The organism is Crocosphaera sp. XPORK-15E, assembly GCF_034931425.1.
GTDB lineage: Bacteria > Cyanobacteriota > Cyanobacteriia > Cyanobacteriales > Microcystaceae > UHCC-0190.
Map to the genome: position 1 here is coordinate 141,887 of NZ_JAYGHQ010000002.1, position 15,958 is coordinate 157,844.

The following is a 15,958-nucleotide window of genomic DNA, read 5'->3' on the forward strand; positions in this document are numbered from 1 at the left end:
ATGGGAAATTTTGAAACAGTTTAGGGAGCAAGTAACTATAATTATAACCTAATCTGTCCATATATACCAGGACTTATGCACAGTCTATATAAATAGTGTCTTATTGTAGGGGCAATTCATTAATTTTCCCTACCTTCCCAGACTTTTATTAGGCTGTGTAGACAGCCTTTGTTCTTATAGTATCAGGTTTTAACCTGTACTTATTTATCAATTTTACTTCTTAATTATCATCTTTATAAGCAGGATTTAAAATCTTTTTCATGAGGGTATTTTTTCCCGTTTCTCCTTCTCCCACAATAATTAATTTTGCTTCATAAAGAGTATCTTCTCCCTCTTCTTGACGTTCATGAAAATATTCTCTAATTGCTTCAATTCCTTGTTCAGCAATTTCTAGGGGAGGGGTTTCTAAAGGGTTGTTACTTAAATAAAGTCGAGATAACTTAGAGAGACTGCTCAGAGTTCCTGGTATTTCTTTTATTTGGTTGTTACTTAAATAAAGTTCAGATAAATTAGAGAGATTTCCAATGGTTTCTGGGATCTCTTTTATTCCGTTGTAACGTAAATCAAGTTGAGATAAATTAGAGAGACGGGTCAGAGTTTCTGGGATCTCTTTTATTCCGTTGTAACTTAAATAAAGTTCATATAAATCAGAGAGACTGGTCAAAGTTTCTGATATTTCATTTATTTGGTTGTTACTTAAATCAAGTTTCTCCAACCATTCTAATTCAAACACCTCTGACGGAATTTCTGTTAGTGTTTCCTCATCAGGTGTATCCCATTCATTACTCAAATCTAATTTTGTAAGTCGCTTAGCTTTTACCTCATCAATTCTGCGTTTAATTTCTTCTGGTTTCATAGTATTTGTTAATTCTTTTTTCCTTATTTTATGTTTATAGCGCAATCATGATACTAATGCCCTAAAATTATAATAAATATTTTGACTACCGATACGGGTAGGACTATCCAACATCTTTGTTAGAATCCTAAAAATTATTTTCTGTTCCCTGTGGTTATCGAGCGAAGTCGAGATGCCCTGTTCCCTTCCCTCACAGTTAACTTTAATTTTGTCCAACGACTTAGAATGCTAATTACTGATATTCTGCTACTCGATTATAAAAGATGTTCCCGTCGTTCCTTTCTTAATATGTATGGGGACGTTACACAACGTAACCCCGAACGAGATTTTCTCTTAAAACTACGCCACGAAAATCAACTTCATGTTGCCTCCGTATTAGAAACATTTTATCCTGATTATCAAAAACCAAACCCCACTGGCCCCTCTTGGAGAGAAAAAGCAGACGCAACAGAAACATTAATGAAGCAAGGAGTTAATTGTATCTATCAAGGTACCTTATTGCTATCAGAAACAGATTCCCCTTATGATTATTTAGGCAAACCCCATTTATTAATTAAACAACCAGGTCAATCAAAATTCGGAGATTGGTCATATTATCCTATTAGTATTCATTTAGGCCGTCGTCCCAAACCAGAATACAAAATTGTTGCTACTTTTTATGCTTATCTGTTAGGAATTATTCAAGATACTCCAGCACCAACCCCTATGATGGTTTTGCGTCCCCAAAAACATTATGAAGTTGATTTAATCCAATGGTTGCCTAGGTTACAGTCTACTTTAGAAGAATGTGTAACAATGCTCGGCAAGGAACAAGAGCCAGAAGTCTTTATCTCTCGTCAACGCTGTAATTTATGTAATTGGTATGATCATTGTTACGCGATCGCCCAATCTCAACAACATTTATCCTTAGTTCCAGGAGTCACACCCAGTCGCTATCAGTCCTTACAAGAGATGGGTTTAATTACAGTAGAATTGTTGGCCGAAGCTTCTCCAAGCAGTATGGGAGAAGTGATGGGAAAAGAAATAGCAACTCAATTACAACAGCAGGCCCAGGCCATTGTAGAAAATCGTGCCATCCATCGCACCCGAATACCGCGTCATCGTCCCGAAATCCTGTTTAACCACCCCGTTGAACTATATTTTGACATAGAAGCAGAACCCGAACGCAATTTAGACTATTTATTAGGGGTAGTGGTGGTTAACCGTGTGACCCAAGAGCAGATATTTTACCCATTTTTAGCAGAAACCCCCGAAGATGAAGAAAAAGTTTGGCAGGAATTTCTTCACCTGGTTAATACTTACGAAAATGCCCCGATTTTTCACTTCTCAGAATACGAAGTTGAAACCATAAAACGCTTAGGAAATTTATACCAAACTCCCCCTAAGCAAATAGAAGGTTTAACCTCCCGTTTTATTGACCTTCATCGCTGTGTAATTACCTGCGTAATTTTCCCAGTAGAAAGTTATTCCCTCAAGTCCTTAGCAAACTGGTTAGGATTTCATTGGCGTGATCCTGGTATGGGCGGGGATCAATGCGTTTGCTGGTATGACCAATGGTTAAAGACAGGCGATCGCACTTTTTTGGCTTCTATTTTGCGTTATAACGAGGATGATTGTCTGGCAACCCTTCACCTCAAAAATTGGTTAGTTGATTTCCTAGGATAAACCAAATCTTAACCATAGAGAGAAACACCTAAAACTAACTGATCCCCTCAACACTTGTTAACAAAAGTCAACTGATTTGGCGGTTTTATCTTGGCTATGTTTAAGTTATGCAAAGATTTCTTACAATATCAAGGCTAAGTATTTTATATTACCCATTTTTTGAGTAGGCAAATGTTATGGTTAAAAGGACACAAGTTCAGGAATGAACCTCAACCAGCCATTCCCTAAACTCCTTGCCCACCCCAGAGACTAAAAGGTAATCGCTATGATACTCCCCATATTCCCCATCTTATTCCTGATAACTGCCGTTGGTAGTGTTCTATGGTATCAACGCACAGAAAATGATATTTTTGGAGTTCTAGCCGTAGCCAGTGCCTTAGCCTGTCTCATCTGGGGGCTAGTTATTTCCCATTGGTTAATTCATATCCTCAGTTTAATTATACTGCTCACATTTAGAACACCCCTTCTCAGTGCCATTCAAGTTAAGGTAGGTAACAAGTAAATTTTTTGTGACATTCTAATAATGTGAAAGCTGTTGGTATCCCAGAAATTTGATCTGAAACGAGCCAACAGCTTTTAGTTAGGTTAGGATTTTAGTTAGGTTAGGATTTTATTAGCTTTCGCCACCTTCGCCACCTTCGCCACCTTCGCTGCCGCCATCAGGGGAAGCAGAATCATCAGGGGAAGCAGCACCTTCAGGGGAAGCAGCACCTTCAGGAGCAGCCTGTTCAGTAGTTTCTCCAGTTGTACCAGAATCAGCAGGGGTATCACCACCACCACCGCTACAAGCACCTAGGGTTGTGACTAAACCAAGAGCAATCAACAATTGAACAGACTTAGAATTCATTAACATTCTCCTCAAGTAATCTACACGCTTAAATTTTGAGCCGACGTTTAGTCATTTAGTTAGGGGAAGCAGGGGCTTCAGGGGAAGCAGGGGCTTCAGGGGAAGCAGCACCGTCAGGGGAAGCAGCACCGTCAGGGGCTTTATCACCGCCACAAGCACCCAGGGTTGCTACTAAACCAAGAACTAGCAACAATTGAACAGCTTTGAAGTTCATTACCGTTTTCCTCAAGTAATATCGTATCTAAAGCCTACATTCTAAATAGAAGTTCTGAAAATTGCCAATAAATTTATCTTATGAAATCCCCTGCTTTTTGGGATAATAGGTAATGATAAACCCTAAACACTGCTATTTAAGATGATTTTGACCATTGATAATATTCTCACTCCCGAAGAACTCAAACAGTTGATTGACGGGTTATCCCAGGGGAATTTTGTTGATGGGAAAACAACGGCGGGATGGCACGCTCAATTAGTGAAACAGAATACTCAACTGGCTCAAAATGCCCCTCAAACTGCTGAGTTACAAAATTTGGTGCTTGATGCCCTGAGCCGTCATTTGTTGTTTAAATTGGCTATTAACCCTAAATACATCCACTCCCTACGATTTAGCCGTTATGAGGTGGGAATGTCCTATGGCAGTCATACAGACAATGCTTTGATGGGGGGTCAGCAATTTTTTCGTTCTGATGTGTCCTTTACCTTATTTCTCAATGCTCCCGATCGCTATGAAGGGGGAGAATTAATCATTGAAAAACCAGAAGGAGAACTTTGTTATAAACTAGCAGCAGGCTCAATTCTTCTTTATCCTTCCTCGTTTTTACATCGTGTTGAACCTGTTACCACAGGCAGCAGATTAGTTGTTGTAGGATGGATTCAAAGTTTAATTCGAGATCCCATACAACGAGAAATTTTGTTTGATATTGATACGGTACGCCGTTCTATTTTTGCGAAAGAGGGTAAAACGATTGAATTTGATTTATTGGCTAAAACCCATGCTAATTTGTTGCGTCAATGGGCTGAATAAGGGGACTTTTGATCTTCCTCGTGTTGCTGATAAAAGCTACAATATTTAAGTCTCATAGCCCGAAACAAAACCCCTGTGAATATGTCTATTCTTACCTCAACATTTTTTTTGACACTTTTATTGATGGTTGGCCTATTTTTCTTTATTCGGGCCTCTGTCAAAGATCGGACTCAACAAGTCAAATTAATGGCACAATTGCCTAAAATCTCTCTTTTGGAACAGTTACAAACCTATTTTACCCAGAGAGCTTATGACTTGACTGCCGTAGATCCTCAACAGGAAACCATGACATTTGAAGGGTTTGTGCGTCCCAGTTGGTTTTTAGCCATTTTTTTGAGTATCCTAGCGGCGGTGGGACTCCTCTGCTTGGGATTCGTTTTATGCTTTATTTATCCTCCCCTGACCCCTTTATTTTTAGGTATAGGGCTTTTATCGCCTCTAGCTGGCGTTTTTTATTGGAAAAAGGCTGGCCGACTCGAAAAAGTCCGTCTAACCCTAGAAAATACCACAGAATCAGCTTTAGGAGAATGTAGTGTCGTCACGGTTATCGCCCACAGGGATGAATTGATCCAACTACAACAAACACTTGCCCTAAAACCCATCAGTTGATTATAATCATTAAACGCAGAAAACCCCCAACTTGGCATCGGGGGCTCTGCAAATTGTGAGATTAGTCGTCAACCAGCAACGGCTGGGGTTTTGCTCGGTACTGGGGGCTGGAATTCCCTTAAACTGGGAAAGAGGAAGTGATTTTCTTCAACGTACTGAGCGCCGAATAAACCCTTTTCTGCCCAAAAATATCGATCGGTGGTGTGTTCGTTTCGTTTTACAATTAATAAAGCCGGTGCTTGTATCCCAATTTCATGAATATACTTTCTGGCTGCGGTAACAGGTTTATCTTCACCGCTTTCAATATTGTACTGGGGTACAAGTTCGAGAATTTTCCGACCTTCCTGGCGACGACGACTCTTACGCTTGCGTTTTCTGGCCAACCCTTTTACCTCCTATTTCGGCTAAACACTGTAATCATAGTTACAAAAGCCGTGCCAATTATATCCGTTTCATTTCAAAAAATCAAGTGTCTCTCCCTAAGTTGTGGATTTTCATAATCCCGCTAATTCCCGCTATAATCACATTTTTAGCCAATCTGCCAGAGGGATTAGTCATTTTTGCTTTACAAAAGTTTTATTTTTGAAACAAAAGTTAATAAAAAGATGTTTAATTCTTATGTTTTCTTCGACAGCGACCCTTCCTTCTCCTAGTCAAGACTTTATCATCTTGTGTCAATCCCAGGTCACTTTGTTGTACCAAACCCTACAAGCAGACTGGAGTGCTGTCTATTTGACGGGGGAAAAAGATGGTCAACAGATGGATCTCATTCCCATTGTGGTCTATCCGCCGACGGAAACCATTCAAACCGGGGAGACTACCTCGATTAAGTTACCTGAGAGTTGGCAAGATTTAGAGAATGCTGTCTCCTTCCCGATGGTTAAGTTTTCTCAGATTTCCCAATCTTTGCCCCCTAACCGAGAAAGCAAACCCATAAAATGGGGAGAAAATCCTAATAAGATAGGGCCATATCAATTGATCTTACCATTAATTCATCAAGAGATTGTGGTGGGTTTGTTAGTGACTCGACGGCAAAATAATCCTTGGCAACCAGAAGAATTGAGCCAAATTGAGAAAATAACCCGAACTTTGGCCATTGCGCGTCTTTTAGATCAACGTCAAGGTTGGTATCAACAACAGTTAAACCAGCAACAGATTCAACAACAGCAACAAGGCGATCGCCTGGATGATCTGTTTCATCAAATCCGTAACCCCATCACCGCCTTACGGATTTTTGGTAAGCTACTGTTAAAGCGGTTTGTCTCCGATGACAAAAACCGTGCCATTGTGGAGAACATGGTCAGAGAGAGCGATCATTTACAAGAATTGCTCCAAGAATTTGAGACAAATCAAGAAGCGATCGCAGCTAAGACTGATCTTATTACTCTAAATACCGATTGTATCCCTTCTGCTGACCCTAAGCCCCTTTCCTTACCAGGTGCAGCAATGGAGTTAAAAAAGATTAACTTGGAGGAAGTATTAGAACCCATTCTTATTTCTGCTCAATCAATTGCTCAAGAGAAGGGAATTAAGGTGCAATCAGAAATTTTTGGGGAGTTATCCCCTGTTTGGGGCAATAATTCGGCCTTACGGGAAGTCTTGAGTAACTTAATTGATAATGGGATTAAATATACCCCGAAACCTGGCCAAGTCAAAATTAAGCTAGGGTTATCGAGGGTTAAAGGGGAAAAAATATATCAAGGCATTGCCATTGAAGATACAGGTTATGGCATTCCTTTAGAAGATCAAGCTCATATTTTTGAGCGACATTATCGAGGGATACAGGCCCAAGGGGAGACACCAGGAACTGGGTTAGGCCTTGCCATTGTTAAAGAATTGATGGCTCTTATGGGGGGAATAATTGAATTATTAAGTCCGACGGATCATGTAAGAAACCGAGGAACAAGTTTTATTATTTGGTTGCCTTTGGCCGAAGAATGTTAAGTTATTGTTTCTTCAAAAATAAAGCACCTAACCCCAACAAAAATAAAGCTCCTACGGTCTGAGGCTCAGGTATTTCTGTCCGTTCAGGGATGTTTCCAATAACAATATTGGCACTGGCCCTAAATGATGTATCATCTTCAAATTCAGGATAAGCTAATGTTGTAGCATCACTGAAAAAGGTACTTGTTCTATTCAAAGTGAGTCGAGGATCGAAAGTGATTTGACTTGGAGTGAAACCCAATAACTTATCTCCAATTTGACCACTTTCATAAAAGGCTCCCACTCGATAGGCAACATTTTGGGTCACATTAATCGGGGTATTGAGACGAGCAAAGCAGAAATCGTCTTGACAAATATCTTTTCCTGGGTTAACGGTAACTTGCCCTAATAGAGTGCCTGAACCAACTTCCCATAACCCAACGGGACGGGCCACATCAACATCATCCTGGGGAAAACTGCCGCCACCTCCTTTGACATATACGCCTAAACCGCCTATTAATAAATCTACTGATGGTGTAAACTCAATGCCGAAGGTCAAAAGATCATTCGGGTCATTTTCCGTTCCCATTGTATCCGTGAGGCTATAACCGAGATCTAAAATGATGTCGAATGCTTGGGCTTTAACCGTAGTGCCAAAGCTTAAAGCTAGACCCAGAGAAAGTGCTGAAATGAGCTTTGTGTAACAATTCATAAAAATCCTGCATTTCAAACGTCGCATCAATTCAAAGTGTATAACCTTAGTCTACCCAATACTACAGAATGAGCCATCAGGTTTTTCACGGAAATTGGCGGGATAAAAATCATTAGAATCTTTGCTCAATCAGGATTTTGGGGCTTTGTTATGAATTGAAACTACCATAAGTTCCCTTTTAAAAAATTATTTTGTTTTTATTTTTTGAGATAATAGTTAACGAAAACTGTCACCAGGAACACCTTACCTATGAGTCAAGTCTCTCAGTCTGACCCTTCTACCGCTAAATATGGGGAACGTCACATTACAGAAGGGGAACTGATCACCTTTCCTAACCCTCGTATGGGGCGGCGTTATGATATTCAGGTGACTTTGCCTGAATTTACTTGTAAGTGTCCTTTTTCTGGTTATCCTGATTTTGCAACACTATATCTGACTTATGTGCCAGATCAAAAAGTGGTGGAGTTAAAAACCTTGAAGTTGTATATTAATAGTTACCGCGATCGCTACATTTCCCATGAGGAGTCGGTTAATCAAATTCTTGATGATTTTGTGGCAGCTTGTGAACCTTTAGAAGCAACTTTAAAGGGTGATTTTAACCCTAGAGGAAATGTTCATACTGTGATTGAAGTTCGTCATCAGAAAGCGGTTAATTAATTGATTTAGTCTTTAAATTGTATTTGAGAGACATATTAAAAGTATGTCTTTTTTTTTGTCATAAATGATGTATTTAACAACAATCTGGGTATCTTAAGACAGGATCAAGATATTATGGGAGATTATTAATTATGGGTAATTTAATTGGTGCTAAGATTTTAGAAGGACATACTAAATCTGTAAAAACCGTTGCTTTTAGTGCTGATGGCCAAGTATTAGCAAGTGGCAGTAAGGACAAAACCATTAAGTTATGGTATTTAGGAAAAAATCAACAAATTACGTTAACTGGTCATGGAGACTCTGAATGGTTTGCTAATATTAATTCAGTGGCTTTTAATTCGCCTTACAAATTGTTAGGAAGTGCAAGTCATGATAAAACGATTAGGTTATGGTCATTAGAGACGGGAAAAGAAGTTAATAAATTTATGAATAATGACGAAAAAGTTTATTCCCTGGCGTTTAGTCCTGATGGTAAACTATTAGCGAGTGGTGGGGAAGATAAAACAGTTAAGTTGTGGTCGATCACGGAAAATAAACATCTTTATACATTTCAAGGTCATAATGATGGTGTTTTATCTGTGGTTTTTAGTCCTGATGGTCAAACTTTAGCGAGTTCTGGAGATGGTAATGATAAAACTATTAAACTATGGAATTTATCACAAAAAGAAGTAAAAACTTTAGCGGGACATTCAGGATGGTTTTCAGCAATTAATTGTTTAGTTTTTAGTCCTGATGGTAAATTATTGGTGAGTGGCAGTAAAGATAAAAATATTAAGATTTGGCAGGTAGATACTCAACAAGAATTAAAAACAATTATGGCACATTCTGATTCAGTTACTTCATTAGCAATCGATTCTCAAGGTCAATGGTTATTCAGTGGAAGTAAAGATAAAACCCTCAAAGTTTGGGATTTTAAAACAGGAGAATTAATCACAACTATTCCCCATCCTGACAAGGTTTATTCTATTGCTTTTGATCCCAATTATCAAAGAATAGCAACGGGTTGTGGTGACAAAAAAATTAGAATTTTTAAACTCAATGAGGTCGTCAAATAAGTTAATTATGACTATTCAACTAATTGTAGAAGATCCAGGCGATCGCCAAGAATTTCCTCTCAAGCAATATATGTAGCAGATCTATTACTTTTGTCTCGGTGGACGAGCAGTTGAAGAAGAGCGAATTGGCCCTAAAATTTGGTTGAGTTGCCTTAGCTGTTCAGGGGTTCCCATACAAATTAATAAGTCCCCGGCCATTAATTCTGTTTCTCCCGTGGGGCCCCCAATTAAAGTCCCATCAGACCGACGAATGGCTAAGACTAAGGCCCCTGATTGAAGTCTCAGTCTTGCTTCACTCAAGCTTTGCCCCACACAAGGACAAGACTTGGGATCAAGCAGAAATTCTTCCATGTAGAAGGTGCGATCGGTTCCTGTTAAAATTCCATCCACAAAGTCCATTACTTGTGGCCGCAACGCCGCCGCCGCTAACCGTCTTCCCCCAGTAATATAGGGAGAGACAACCGCATCAGCCCCCGCCCTTTGTAATTTTAAGACCGCTTCCTCGCTACTCGCACGGGCGATCGCTCGTATTTTGGGGTTTAAGGTTTTGGCCGATAAAACAGTGTAGAGGTTTTCTGCATCGGAGGTTAAGGCAGAGACTAAACATACAGCTTTGTCTATTCTGGCATTGATCAGACATTCATCACGGGTAGCATCTCCTTGTATAACAATGTAACCTAATTGTTCAGCTTCTTCTACTTGTTCAGGACGGGAATCGATAATAATAAAGGGAACTTCTTCAGCGGTGAATTCTAGAGCCACCTGACGGGCAGTGCGTCCAAATCCGCAAACGATACAATGGTTTTCTAAGGTGTCTATCAAGCGTCTCTCCTGTCCTTGTCGAATTCCTTCTTGAAAATAACCTTGAATTAAGGCTTCGGTTAAACGATTAGCAATATAACCAATGGTAATCACTCCCATGAAAATTAAAGCAATGGTGAACAGTCGGGATTTCTCATCTAAAGGTTGAACTTCTGAAAATCCTACCGTTGATAGGGTGATCGTGGTCATATAAGCAGCTTCGATGATTGACCATTTTGCGATCAACCAATACCATAAGGTTCCCAGGCAAAAAACACCCCCTAGGGCGATCGCCCCACCGAATAATTCTTGTCGTAAACGTCGGTATTTTTCTTCAAAGGAATATAATGGCATATCGTGTATTCTTGTTATATTATATTAGTTGATGAGTTTGTTAATAGAATTTATAGAATAATTTTCATGGTATAATTTTTATTTATTTTAATTATTTCCCTCAAAATTATAGCATTTTTTTTGAGATGAATTGTTTTTATTGTTGAATTAAAACAAGTTTATTTGTACATTAGTAAGGACTCTTTGCCAACATAAAAAATAAATTTTGGAGTATTATTAGAATAATTTATCAGATTGATATTAGCCATAAATACCTAAAGAACTTACGAACAGGGCCCCATTCTAATTTTTCAAGATTTTTTTCCCTAAGACTAGGCTAAAGGGGTCTGGGGGTTTATTATTAACACAGCAAGTATGCTATGTAGCAGATCAGAGAAGTTCTTAGTGTCCTTCATCCCCCAAGCCATGATAATAACATTCAGGAGATAAATAACATGACAACGGAAAAGCTTGAAGCAAACGGTACTCAAACCCCAGAGACAGAAAAGGCAACCAGTACCAGCAAAACGATGACCCGCAGTGGCCGTAGCCAAGAAAAACAAGCCACCAGTGCCTTATCCGTCAAGGAAAAGACTAGCAAAACTGCCCAAGGTATTCAATTAATTACGGAACCTGGCCATCTTCCTGGAAACCGTCCCATTGAAGCAAGTCACCTCGACATCGTGAGTACCTATAAATCCGTCGGTGGGAATCGTCCTGTGGTTGCTAGTGCGATGGAAGTCGCCGGAACCCTGACTATTTCTGGGCAACGTCCTATCATGGTGAGTCATTTAAACGTCAGTGAAACTTATACTGTGATGGGAAACCGTCCTGTTGCTTCTAATGATATTGATGATCCTGCTTTATTAATGGGATATCTTGATTAATTAGATTGTTGACTTAATCTTATCAATACTTACTGAAAAACCCCAGATATCTTGCTACTATCTGGGTTTTTTTAAGGTTCTTTGGCTAGAATTTTCTTCCTCTGTTTTTAATTCTGCAAATCCCGCGTTCTAAACACTCAATTTAAGGGCATTAACTGGCACATCATCCCAAGATTCTACTGTTCTTAAACAAGCAACCCAACCTTCTCGTTTTTGGTCTTCTGTCAGATTATTTAACCAGGTTTGATGACAGTCTTTTGCCGCTTTTTCATCATAGCAAGCAATACAAGAATACACAATTCCACAGGGATCTATTTGTTCATTTACCCAAATTGTCATAATCGTTTATTTCCTATTTGTAAATATGAGAACGGATAAATAAGAGTCGATGATGGTAAAATTCCCTTAGACCTTCCCAAAAAGTTAGGATCAGACTGAAATTGAACTCCTTAACTATCCTATCCAAGAAGCGCACATTTATCAATTCTCATAAGGAGAAAAGTTAACCGATGAGAAAACTTTATTTTTTAGTACCAGGAACAGGGAAAAAATTTGCTTGTGGCGGACTTTTTGCCGAATTAAAGGCGTTTAATTTGGCAAAAAAAGTCTGTTCCTCAGCTATTGTTACCTATCGTCAACGAGAAACCGACAATCTTTTTTTAGATGATATTCTTAAAAAATCAAATTTAGATGACGTTATTTTTGTAATTAGTTGGGGGTTTGATGTTCCTAAATTAGCGGCTAAATTAAAGCCTTATAATGTGATTTATCATGCTCATAGTGCGGGTTATGGATTTAAGTTACCCTCCAGCATTCCTATTATAACCGTTAGTCGCAATACTATGGGTTATTGGGGACAAAAATCCCCTAATGCTTTAATTTATTATTTACCTAATCAAATTTCTGATGAGTTTACTAACTTAAATTTAGAGCGAGATGTTGATGTTTTAATTCAAGCTAGAAAATCCTCCGAATATCTATTAAAACAGTTAATTCCTGGTTTGAAAAAACACTGTAATGTAGTTGTTATCAATTCTTTTGTTGAAGATTTAGCCGCGATTTTTAATCAGTCTAAAGTCTATCTTTATGACTCAGCAGAATATTGGGCGCAACAGCGAGTTAGTGAAGGTTTTGGACTACAACCTATGGAAGCTTTAGCCTGTGGATGTCAAGTTTTTTCAAGTATTAATGGGGGACTTTCTGATTATTTAGATCCTGGATTTAATTGTTATAAAATTGCAGGTTATTCAACAGAATATGATGTAAAACGTATTTTAAAAGCGGTTAATTCATCAGAAAAGTTAACCTTATCACCACAGGTTTTAGATGAATATCGCGGTGAGAATATTATCAAACGATTAGAAATAATTCTAGATGATATTAATCTCTTTTTTGACCATAAATCTCAACATTCAGGAGATATTAAGGACTTAACTATCTTAAGAATGGGTCAATTATTTGTACAAAAAGTCTGGAAAAAATTAATTAAATAGAAGAATAATTATTATGTTTATTTAACAATGATTAATTGTCGTAATCAAGTAGACTTAATTTTGTGTCGCAAACTTGCTAAAAGCTTATTAAATTCACTCGGCAATGGGGCGATCGCTTCAATTATTTCCCCCGTCACAGGATGAACTAAACTAAGTTTATAAGCGTGTAATGCTTGTCCTGATAAATTAACCCCAATAGAATGATTAGAACTATACAAAGCATCGCCAACAATAGGATGACCAATGTAACTACTATGCACCCTTATTTGATGAGTTCTTCCTGTTTCTAAGCGAAACTCCATTAAGGTATAATTCCCCAATCTTTCTAAACTTTTCCAATGAGTAACTGCTTCTCTTCCAGCTTTTTCAATGGGAACAACTGCCATTTTTTTTCGGTCAACAGGATGACGACCAATGGGTAAATTAATCACTCCGTTGTCTATTTTTTGCCCATCTTCCTGCTTATTAATTGGAACACCATAAACTACACCTAAATACTCTCGTCTGGCTGTTTTATGCTTAAGTTGTGCTTGTAAATGTTGATGAGCAAAATCTGTTTTTGCTACCACAATCGCCCCTGTGGTATCTTTGTCTAAACGGTGAACAATACCAGGCCGTTGTACCCCTCCAATTCCTGCTAAATTAGAACAGTGATATAATAGGGCATGAACTAGGGTTCCTCTGTTATGACCAGGGGCAGGATGTACCACTAATCCCGCAGGTTTATTAATAATAATTAGCGCATCATCTTCATATAAAATATCTAAGGGTATCGCTTCGGGTTCTAATGCTAAAGGTTGAGGAGAAGGGAGAGAAATTTGTAAGCGATCGCCTAATCTTACCTTAATTTTCTTATTAGTACAAACTTCATTATTTAGGGTAACATTTCCCTGTTCAATCAGTTTTTGAAGATGGGAACGGGAGAGATCACAAAGATGGTTTGATAACCAAAGATCTAAGCGATCGCCTGGATCTTCTACAATTAGTTCAATTTTTGTCATTAAATTAGCCAGTCTTCTTTAATCAACAGCTTCATAATCATTAGCAATGGTTTCATCCTCATCAAAACTGAACGTCACCTCTAAATTTTCTGTGTCGAGATCATCCGTATTATCAAAATCGGCTAGGGAGTCGAGATCAATTGAAGCGGTGGTTTGATAGGGCATAGTCGTACCAAAAGATGACTGAGTTTGGGGTTGAGGTTGAGGCGTAATTTGAGTGGTTAAAGCTTCTCCCATGGTATTAAACGTCTCTTGGAACCCTTTATTGGGACTTGCTTGCTGATAGACTTCTGTACCAATGGCCAGAATAATTTGTCGGAACTCATCAACATAGGCTTTTAATTTTTCTAGACTCACGCCAGAATTCTTTAAAGCAGCCTCTAGTTGTTCTTTCTTCTGTTTACTCTGGAATTTCAACTCATCACGGATCAACTCAGCATTTTCATTCACAGTCGTTTCATAGGTATGGAATAAACTATCCGCCTGATTTCGGACTTCAATCATCTGCATCCGACGACGATCCTGTTCAGCAAATTGTTGAGCTTCTTGCTGCATTCGCTCAATTTCAGCAGATTTTAAGCCCCCTGTATGACTAATAATAATCCTCTGTTCTTTACCCGTCCCTTGATCTTGGGCCGCCACTTTTAAAATCCCGTTGACATCAATATCAAAACTCACTTCAATTTGTGGCACCCCTCTGGGGGCGGGGGGAATACCTGCCAGAAGACACTTCCCCAAACTACGGTTGTCATTGGCCATGGCCCTTTCCCCTTGAAGAACATGAATTTCTACCGAGGTTTGACCATCAGTTGCAGTGGAGAAAACTTGAGACTTACTGGTAGGAATAGTGGTATTGCGTTCAATAATTTTCGTAAAGACTTCCCCTAGGGTTTCAATGCCCAAAGATAGGGGCGTAACATCCAATAACAGCACATCCTTGACTTCACCCCCCAAAACTCCCCCTTGAATGGCTGCCCCCAACGCAACCGCCTCATCAGGATTAATTGAACGATCCATTTGACTATGGGGGAATACCTGTTGAATCATGCGATGAATTGCGGGCATTCGCGTGGAACCCCCAACTAAAATCACCCTTTCTAGTTCTTTTACGTCGAGTTCACAATCATGCAGAGCTTGATTTAGAGGTTCTAAGGTCGCGTGAGATAAGTCTTTGGTTAATTCTTCAAACTGAGATCGACTCAGTTCAGCTTCTAGGTGTTTCGGCCCATTTTCATCGGCGGTAATAAAAGGGAGATTGATCGAGGTATTCAACATACTCGATAATTCAATTTTGGCTTTTTCGGCTGCTTCTCGTAGTCGCTGGACAGCCATTTTGTCCCCACTCAGATCTAAATTTTCCTTAGTCTTAAAGTTTTCTACCATCCAACGAACAATAATATTATCAAAATCATCTCCCCCTAAATGATTATTACCAGCCGTTGCTTTAACTTCAAAAACCCCATTACCCAGTTGTAAAATCGATACGTCGAAGGTTCCCCCACCCAAATCAAATACTAAAATATATTGTTCTTCATCTTGTTTATCTAAACCATAGGCCAAGGCCGCGGCCGTCGGTTCATTAACGATCCGCAAGACATCTAACCCCGCAATAATTCCCGCATCCTTTGTCGCTTGTCGCTGAGCATCGGTAAAATAGGCAGGAACGGTAATGATCGCTTCTGTGACGGGTTCTCCCAAATAATTTTCTGCATCGGTTTTCAGCTTTTGCAGTATCATTGCTGAAATTTCTTGGGTCGTAAACTGACTGCCCCGAATATCTACGCTCACCGTATCATCGCGCCCCTTAACACATTGATAGGGAACCCGCGATCGCTCTTCTTCGGTTTCTTCCCAGCGTCGCCCAATAAATCGCTTAATGCTGTAAATGGTATTTTCAGCATTGGTGACAGCTTGCCGCTTAGCCAACTGACCGACGAGACGTTGACTTCCCTTGCCAAACCCCACAATACTAGGGGTAGTCCGTCCCCCCTCTGAGTTAGGGATGACTATGGGTTTTCCGCCTTCCAAGACGGAGACACAACTATTGGTCGTCCCTAGGTCGATGCCAATGACTTTTCCCATAGCATTCTTGTAG

18 protein-coding genes are annotated in these 15,958 nt (G+C 39.3%); 9 read left to right on the forward strand and 9 right to left on the reverse strand.

Annotation, left to right across the window (positions count from 1 at the left end):
- Positions 1-220: 220 nt before the first annotated feature.
- Positions 221-856, reverse strand: a complete 636-nt coding sequence (locus VB691_RS02130) for a leucine-rich repeat domain-containing protein (RefSeq protein ID WP_323289807.1) — start codon at positions 854-856, stop codon at positions 221-223.
- Positions 857-1,081: 225 nt separating this feature from the next.
- Here VB691_RS02130 and VB691_RS02135 point away from each other — a divergent pair, with 225 nt between their 5' ends.
- Both VB691_RS02135 and VB691_RS02140 read left to right on the forward strand, forming a co-directional pair.
- Positions 1,082-2,521 (forward strand): TM0106 family RecB-like putative nuclease, encoded by a 1,440-nt coding sequence (locus VB691_RS02135; protein ID WP_323289935.1) that lies wholly within the window; start codon positions 1,082-1,084, stop codon positions 2,519-2,521.
- Between the two features lie 265 nt (positions 2,522-2,786).
- Complete coding sequence (locus VB691_RS02140; RefSeq protein WP_323289808.1) at positions 2,787-3,023, forward strand: hypothetical protein; 237 nt, start codon at positions 2,787-2,789, stop codon at positions 3,021-3,023.
- A 111-nt stretch (positions 3,024-3,134) separates the two neighbouring features.
- On the opposite strand, the gene VB691_RS02145 is transcribed toward VB691_RS02140, so the two are convergent.
- Positions 3,135-3,368 (reverse strand): hypothetical protein, encoded by a 234-nt coding sequence (locus tag VB691_RS02145; RefSeq protein ID WP_323289809.1) that lies wholly within the window; start codon positions 3,366-3,368, stop codon positions 3,135-3,137.
- A gap of 55 nt (positions 3,369-3,423) precedes the next feature.
- Complete coding sequence (locus tag VB691_RS02150) at positions 3,424-3,582, reverse strand: hypothetical protein (RefSeq protein ID WP_323289810.1); 159 nt, start codon at positions 3,580-3,582, stop codon at positions 3,424-3,426.
- Positions 3,583-3,723: 141 nt separating this feature from the next.
- On the opposite strand from VB691_RS02150, the gene VB691_RS02155 reads away from it, so the two are divergent.
- Positions 3,724-4,392 (forward strand): Fe2+-dependent dioxygenase, encoded by a 669-nt coding sequence (locus VB691_RS02155; RefSeq protein ID WP_323289811.1) that lies wholly within the window; start codon positions 3,724-3,726, stop codon positions 4,390-4,392.
- 81 nt (positions 4,393-4,473) lie between these two features.
- Entirely contained in the window at positions 4,474-5,001 is a 528-nt protein-coding gene (locus tag VB691_RS02160) for a cofactor assembly of complex C subunit B (protein ID WP_323289812.1), read from the forward strand.
- Between the two features lie 68 nt (positions 5,002-5,069).
- Here VB691_RS02160 and VB691_RS02165 read toward each other — a convergent pair whose 3' ends face one another.
- Positions 5,070-5,384 (reverse strand): DUF3155 domain-containing protein, encoded by a 315-nt coding sequence (locus VB691_RS02165; RefSeq protein ID WP_323289813.1) that lies wholly within the window; start codon positions 5,382-5,384, stop codon positions 5,070-5,072.
- A gap of 235 nt (positions 5,385-5,619) precedes the next feature.
- On the opposite strand from VB691_RS02165, the gene VB691_RS02170 reads away from it, so the two are divergent.
- Complete coding sequence (locus tag VB691_RS02170; protein ID WP_323289814.1) at positions 5,620-6,945, forward strand: GAF domain-containing sensor histidine kinase; 1,326 nt, start codon at positions 5,620-5,622, stop codon at positions 6,943-6,945.
- 1 nt (position 6,946) lies between these two features.
- Here VB691_RS02170 and VB691_RS02175 read toward each other — a convergent pair whose 3' ends face one another.
- Complete coding sequence (locus VB691_RS02175) at positions 6,947-7,636, reverse strand: PEP-CTERM sorting domain-containing protein (protein WP_323289815.1); 690 nt, start codon at positions 7,634-7,636, stop codon at positions 6,947-6,949.
- A 249-nt stretch (positions 7,637-7,885) separates the two neighbouring features.
- On the opposite strand from VB691_RS02175, the gene queF reads away from it, so the two are divergent.
- A complete protein-coding gene (gene queF / locus VB691_RS02180; RefSeq protein WP_323289816.1) occupies positions 7,886-8,293 on the forward strand; it encodes a preQ(1) synthase in 408 nt (135 codons plus the stop codon).
- A gap of 131 nt (positions 8,294-8,424) precedes the next feature.
- A complete protein-coding gene (locus VB691_RS02185; protein ID WP_323289817.1) occupies positions 8,425-9,348 on the forward strand; it encodes a WD40 repeat domain-containing protein in 924 nt (307 codons plus the stop codon).
- Between the two features lie 84 nt (positions 9,349-9,432).
- Here the strand turns inward: VB691_RS02185 and VB691_RS02190 are convergent, their stop codons facing one another.
- Entirely contained in the window at positions 9,433-10,503 is a 1,071-nt protein-coding gene (locus VB691_RS02190; RefSeq protein WP_323289818.1) for a potassium channel protein, read from the reverse strand.
- Between the two features lie 434 nt (positions 10,504-10,937).
- Between VB691_RS02190 and VB691_RS02195 the strand changes: the two genes are divergently transcribed.
- A complete protein-coding gene (locus VB691_RS02195; protein WP_323289819.1) occupies positions 10,938-11,369 on the forward strand; it encodes a hypothetical protein in 432 nt (143 codons plus the stop codon).
- A 129-nt stretch (positions 11,370-11,498) separates the two neighbouring features.
- Here the strand turns inward: VB691_RS02195 and VB691_RS02200 are convergent, their stop codons facing one another.
- Positions 11,499-11,708 (reverse strand): glycogen debranching protein, encoded by a 210-nt coding sequence (locus VB691_RS02200; RefSeq protein WP_323289820.1) that lies wholly within the window; start codon positions 11,706-11,708, stop codon positions 11,499-11,501.
- A gap of 170 nt (positions 11,709-11,878) precedes the next feature.
- On the opposite strand from VB691_RS02200, the gene VB691_RS02205 reads away from it, so the two are divergent.
- On the forward strand, positions 11,879-12,862 hold the full coding sequence (locus tag VB691_RS02205; protein WP_323289821.1) for a glycosyltransferase: 984 nt from the start codon (positions 11,879-11,881) through the stop codon (positions 12,860-12,862).
- 44 nt (positions 12,863-12,906) lie between these two features.
- Here VB691_RS02205 and VB691_RS02210 read toward each other — a convergent pair whose 3' ends face one another.
- Together VB691_RS02210 and dnaK are read right to left on the reverse strand one after the other, a co-directional pair.
- Positions 12,907-13,863: an RluA family pseudouridine synthase gene (locus VB691_RS02210; RefSeq protein WP_323289822.1), complete on the reverse strand. Its 957-nt coding sequence runs from the start codon at positions 13,861-13,863 to the stop codon at positions 12,907-12,909.
- 18 nt (positions 13,864-13,881) lie between these two features.
- Positions 13,882-15,945: a molecular chaperone DnaK gene (gene dnaK / locus VB691_RS02215; protein ID WP_323289823.1), complete on the reverse strand. Its 2,064-nt coding sequence runs from the start codon at positions 15,943-15,945 to the stop codon at positions 13,882-13,884.
- Between the last annotated feature and the right edge of the window lie 13 nt (positions 15,946-15,958).

Excerpts from the sequence above, each read along its gene's own strand:
- VB691_RS02130 (WP_323289807.1), bottom strand. The coding sequence starts at position 856 with ATGAAACCAGAAGAAATTAAACGCAGAATTGATGAGGTAAAAGCTAAG.
- VB691_RS02135 (WP_323289935.1), top strand. The coding sequence starts at position 1,082 with ATGCTAATTACTGATATTCTGCTACTCGATTATAAAAGATGTTCCCGT.
- VB691_RS02140 (WP_323289808.1), top strand. The coding sequence starts at position 2,787 with ATGATACTCCCCATATTCCCCATCTTATTCCTGATAACTGCCGTTGGT.
- VB691_RS02145 (WP_323289809.1), bottom strand. The coding sequence starts at position 3,368 with ATGAATTCTAAGTCTGTTCAATTGTTGATTGCTCTTGGTTTAGTCACA.
- VB691_RS02150 (WP_323289810.1), bottom strand. The coding sequence starts at position 3,582 with ATGAACTTCAAAGCTGTTCAATTGTTGCTAGTTCTTGGTTTAGTAGCA.
- VB691_RS02155 (WP_323289811.1), top strand. The coding sequence starts at position 3,724 with ATGATTTTGACCATTGATAATATTCTCACTCCCGAAGAACTCAAACAG.
- VB691_RS02160 (WP_323289812.1), top strand. The coding sequence starts at position 4,474 with ATGTCTATTCTTACCTCAACATTTTTTTTGACACTTTTATTGATGGTT.
- VB691_RS02170 (WP_323289814.1), top strand. The coding sequence starts at position 5,620 with ATGTTTTCTTCGACAGCGACCCTTCCTTCTCCTAGTCAAGACTTTATC.
- VB691_RS02175 (WP_323289815.1), bottom strand. The coding sequence starts at position 7,636 with ATGAATTGTTACACAAAGCTCATTTCAGCACTTTCTCTGGGTCTAGCT.
- queF (WP_323289816.1), top strand. The coding sequence starts at position 7,886 with ATGAGTCAAGTCTCTCAGTCTGACCCTTCTACCGCTAAATATGGGGAA.
- VB691_RS02185 (WP_323289817.1), top strand. The coding sequence starts at position 8,425 with ATGGGTAATTTAATTGGTGCTAAGATTTTAGAAGGACATACTAAATCT.
- VB691_RS02190 (WP_323289818.1), bottom strand. The coding sequence starts at position 10,503 with ATGCCATTATATTCCTTTGAAGAAAAATACCGACGTTTACGACAAGAA.
- VB691_RS02195 (WP_323289819.1), top strand. The coding sequence starts at position 10,938 with ATGACAACGGAAAAGCTTGAAGCAAACGGTACTCAAACCCCAGAGACA.
- VB691_RS02200 (WP_323289820.1), bottom strand. The coding sequence starts at position 11,708 with ATGACAATTTGGGTAAATGAACAAATAGATCCCTGTGGAATTGTGTAT.
- VB691_RS02205 (WP_323289821.1), top strand. The coding sequence starts at position 11,879 with ATGAGAAAACTTTATTTTTTAGTACCAGGAACAGGGAAAAAATTTGCT.
- VB691_RS02210 (WP_323289822.1), bottom strand. The coding sequence starts at position 13,863 with ATGACAAAAATTGAACTAATTGTAGAAGATCCAGGCGATCGCTTAGAT.
- dnaK (WP_323289823.1), bottom strand. The coding sequence starts at position 15,945 with ATGGGAAAAGTCATTGGCATCGACCTAGGGACGACCAATAGTTGTGTC.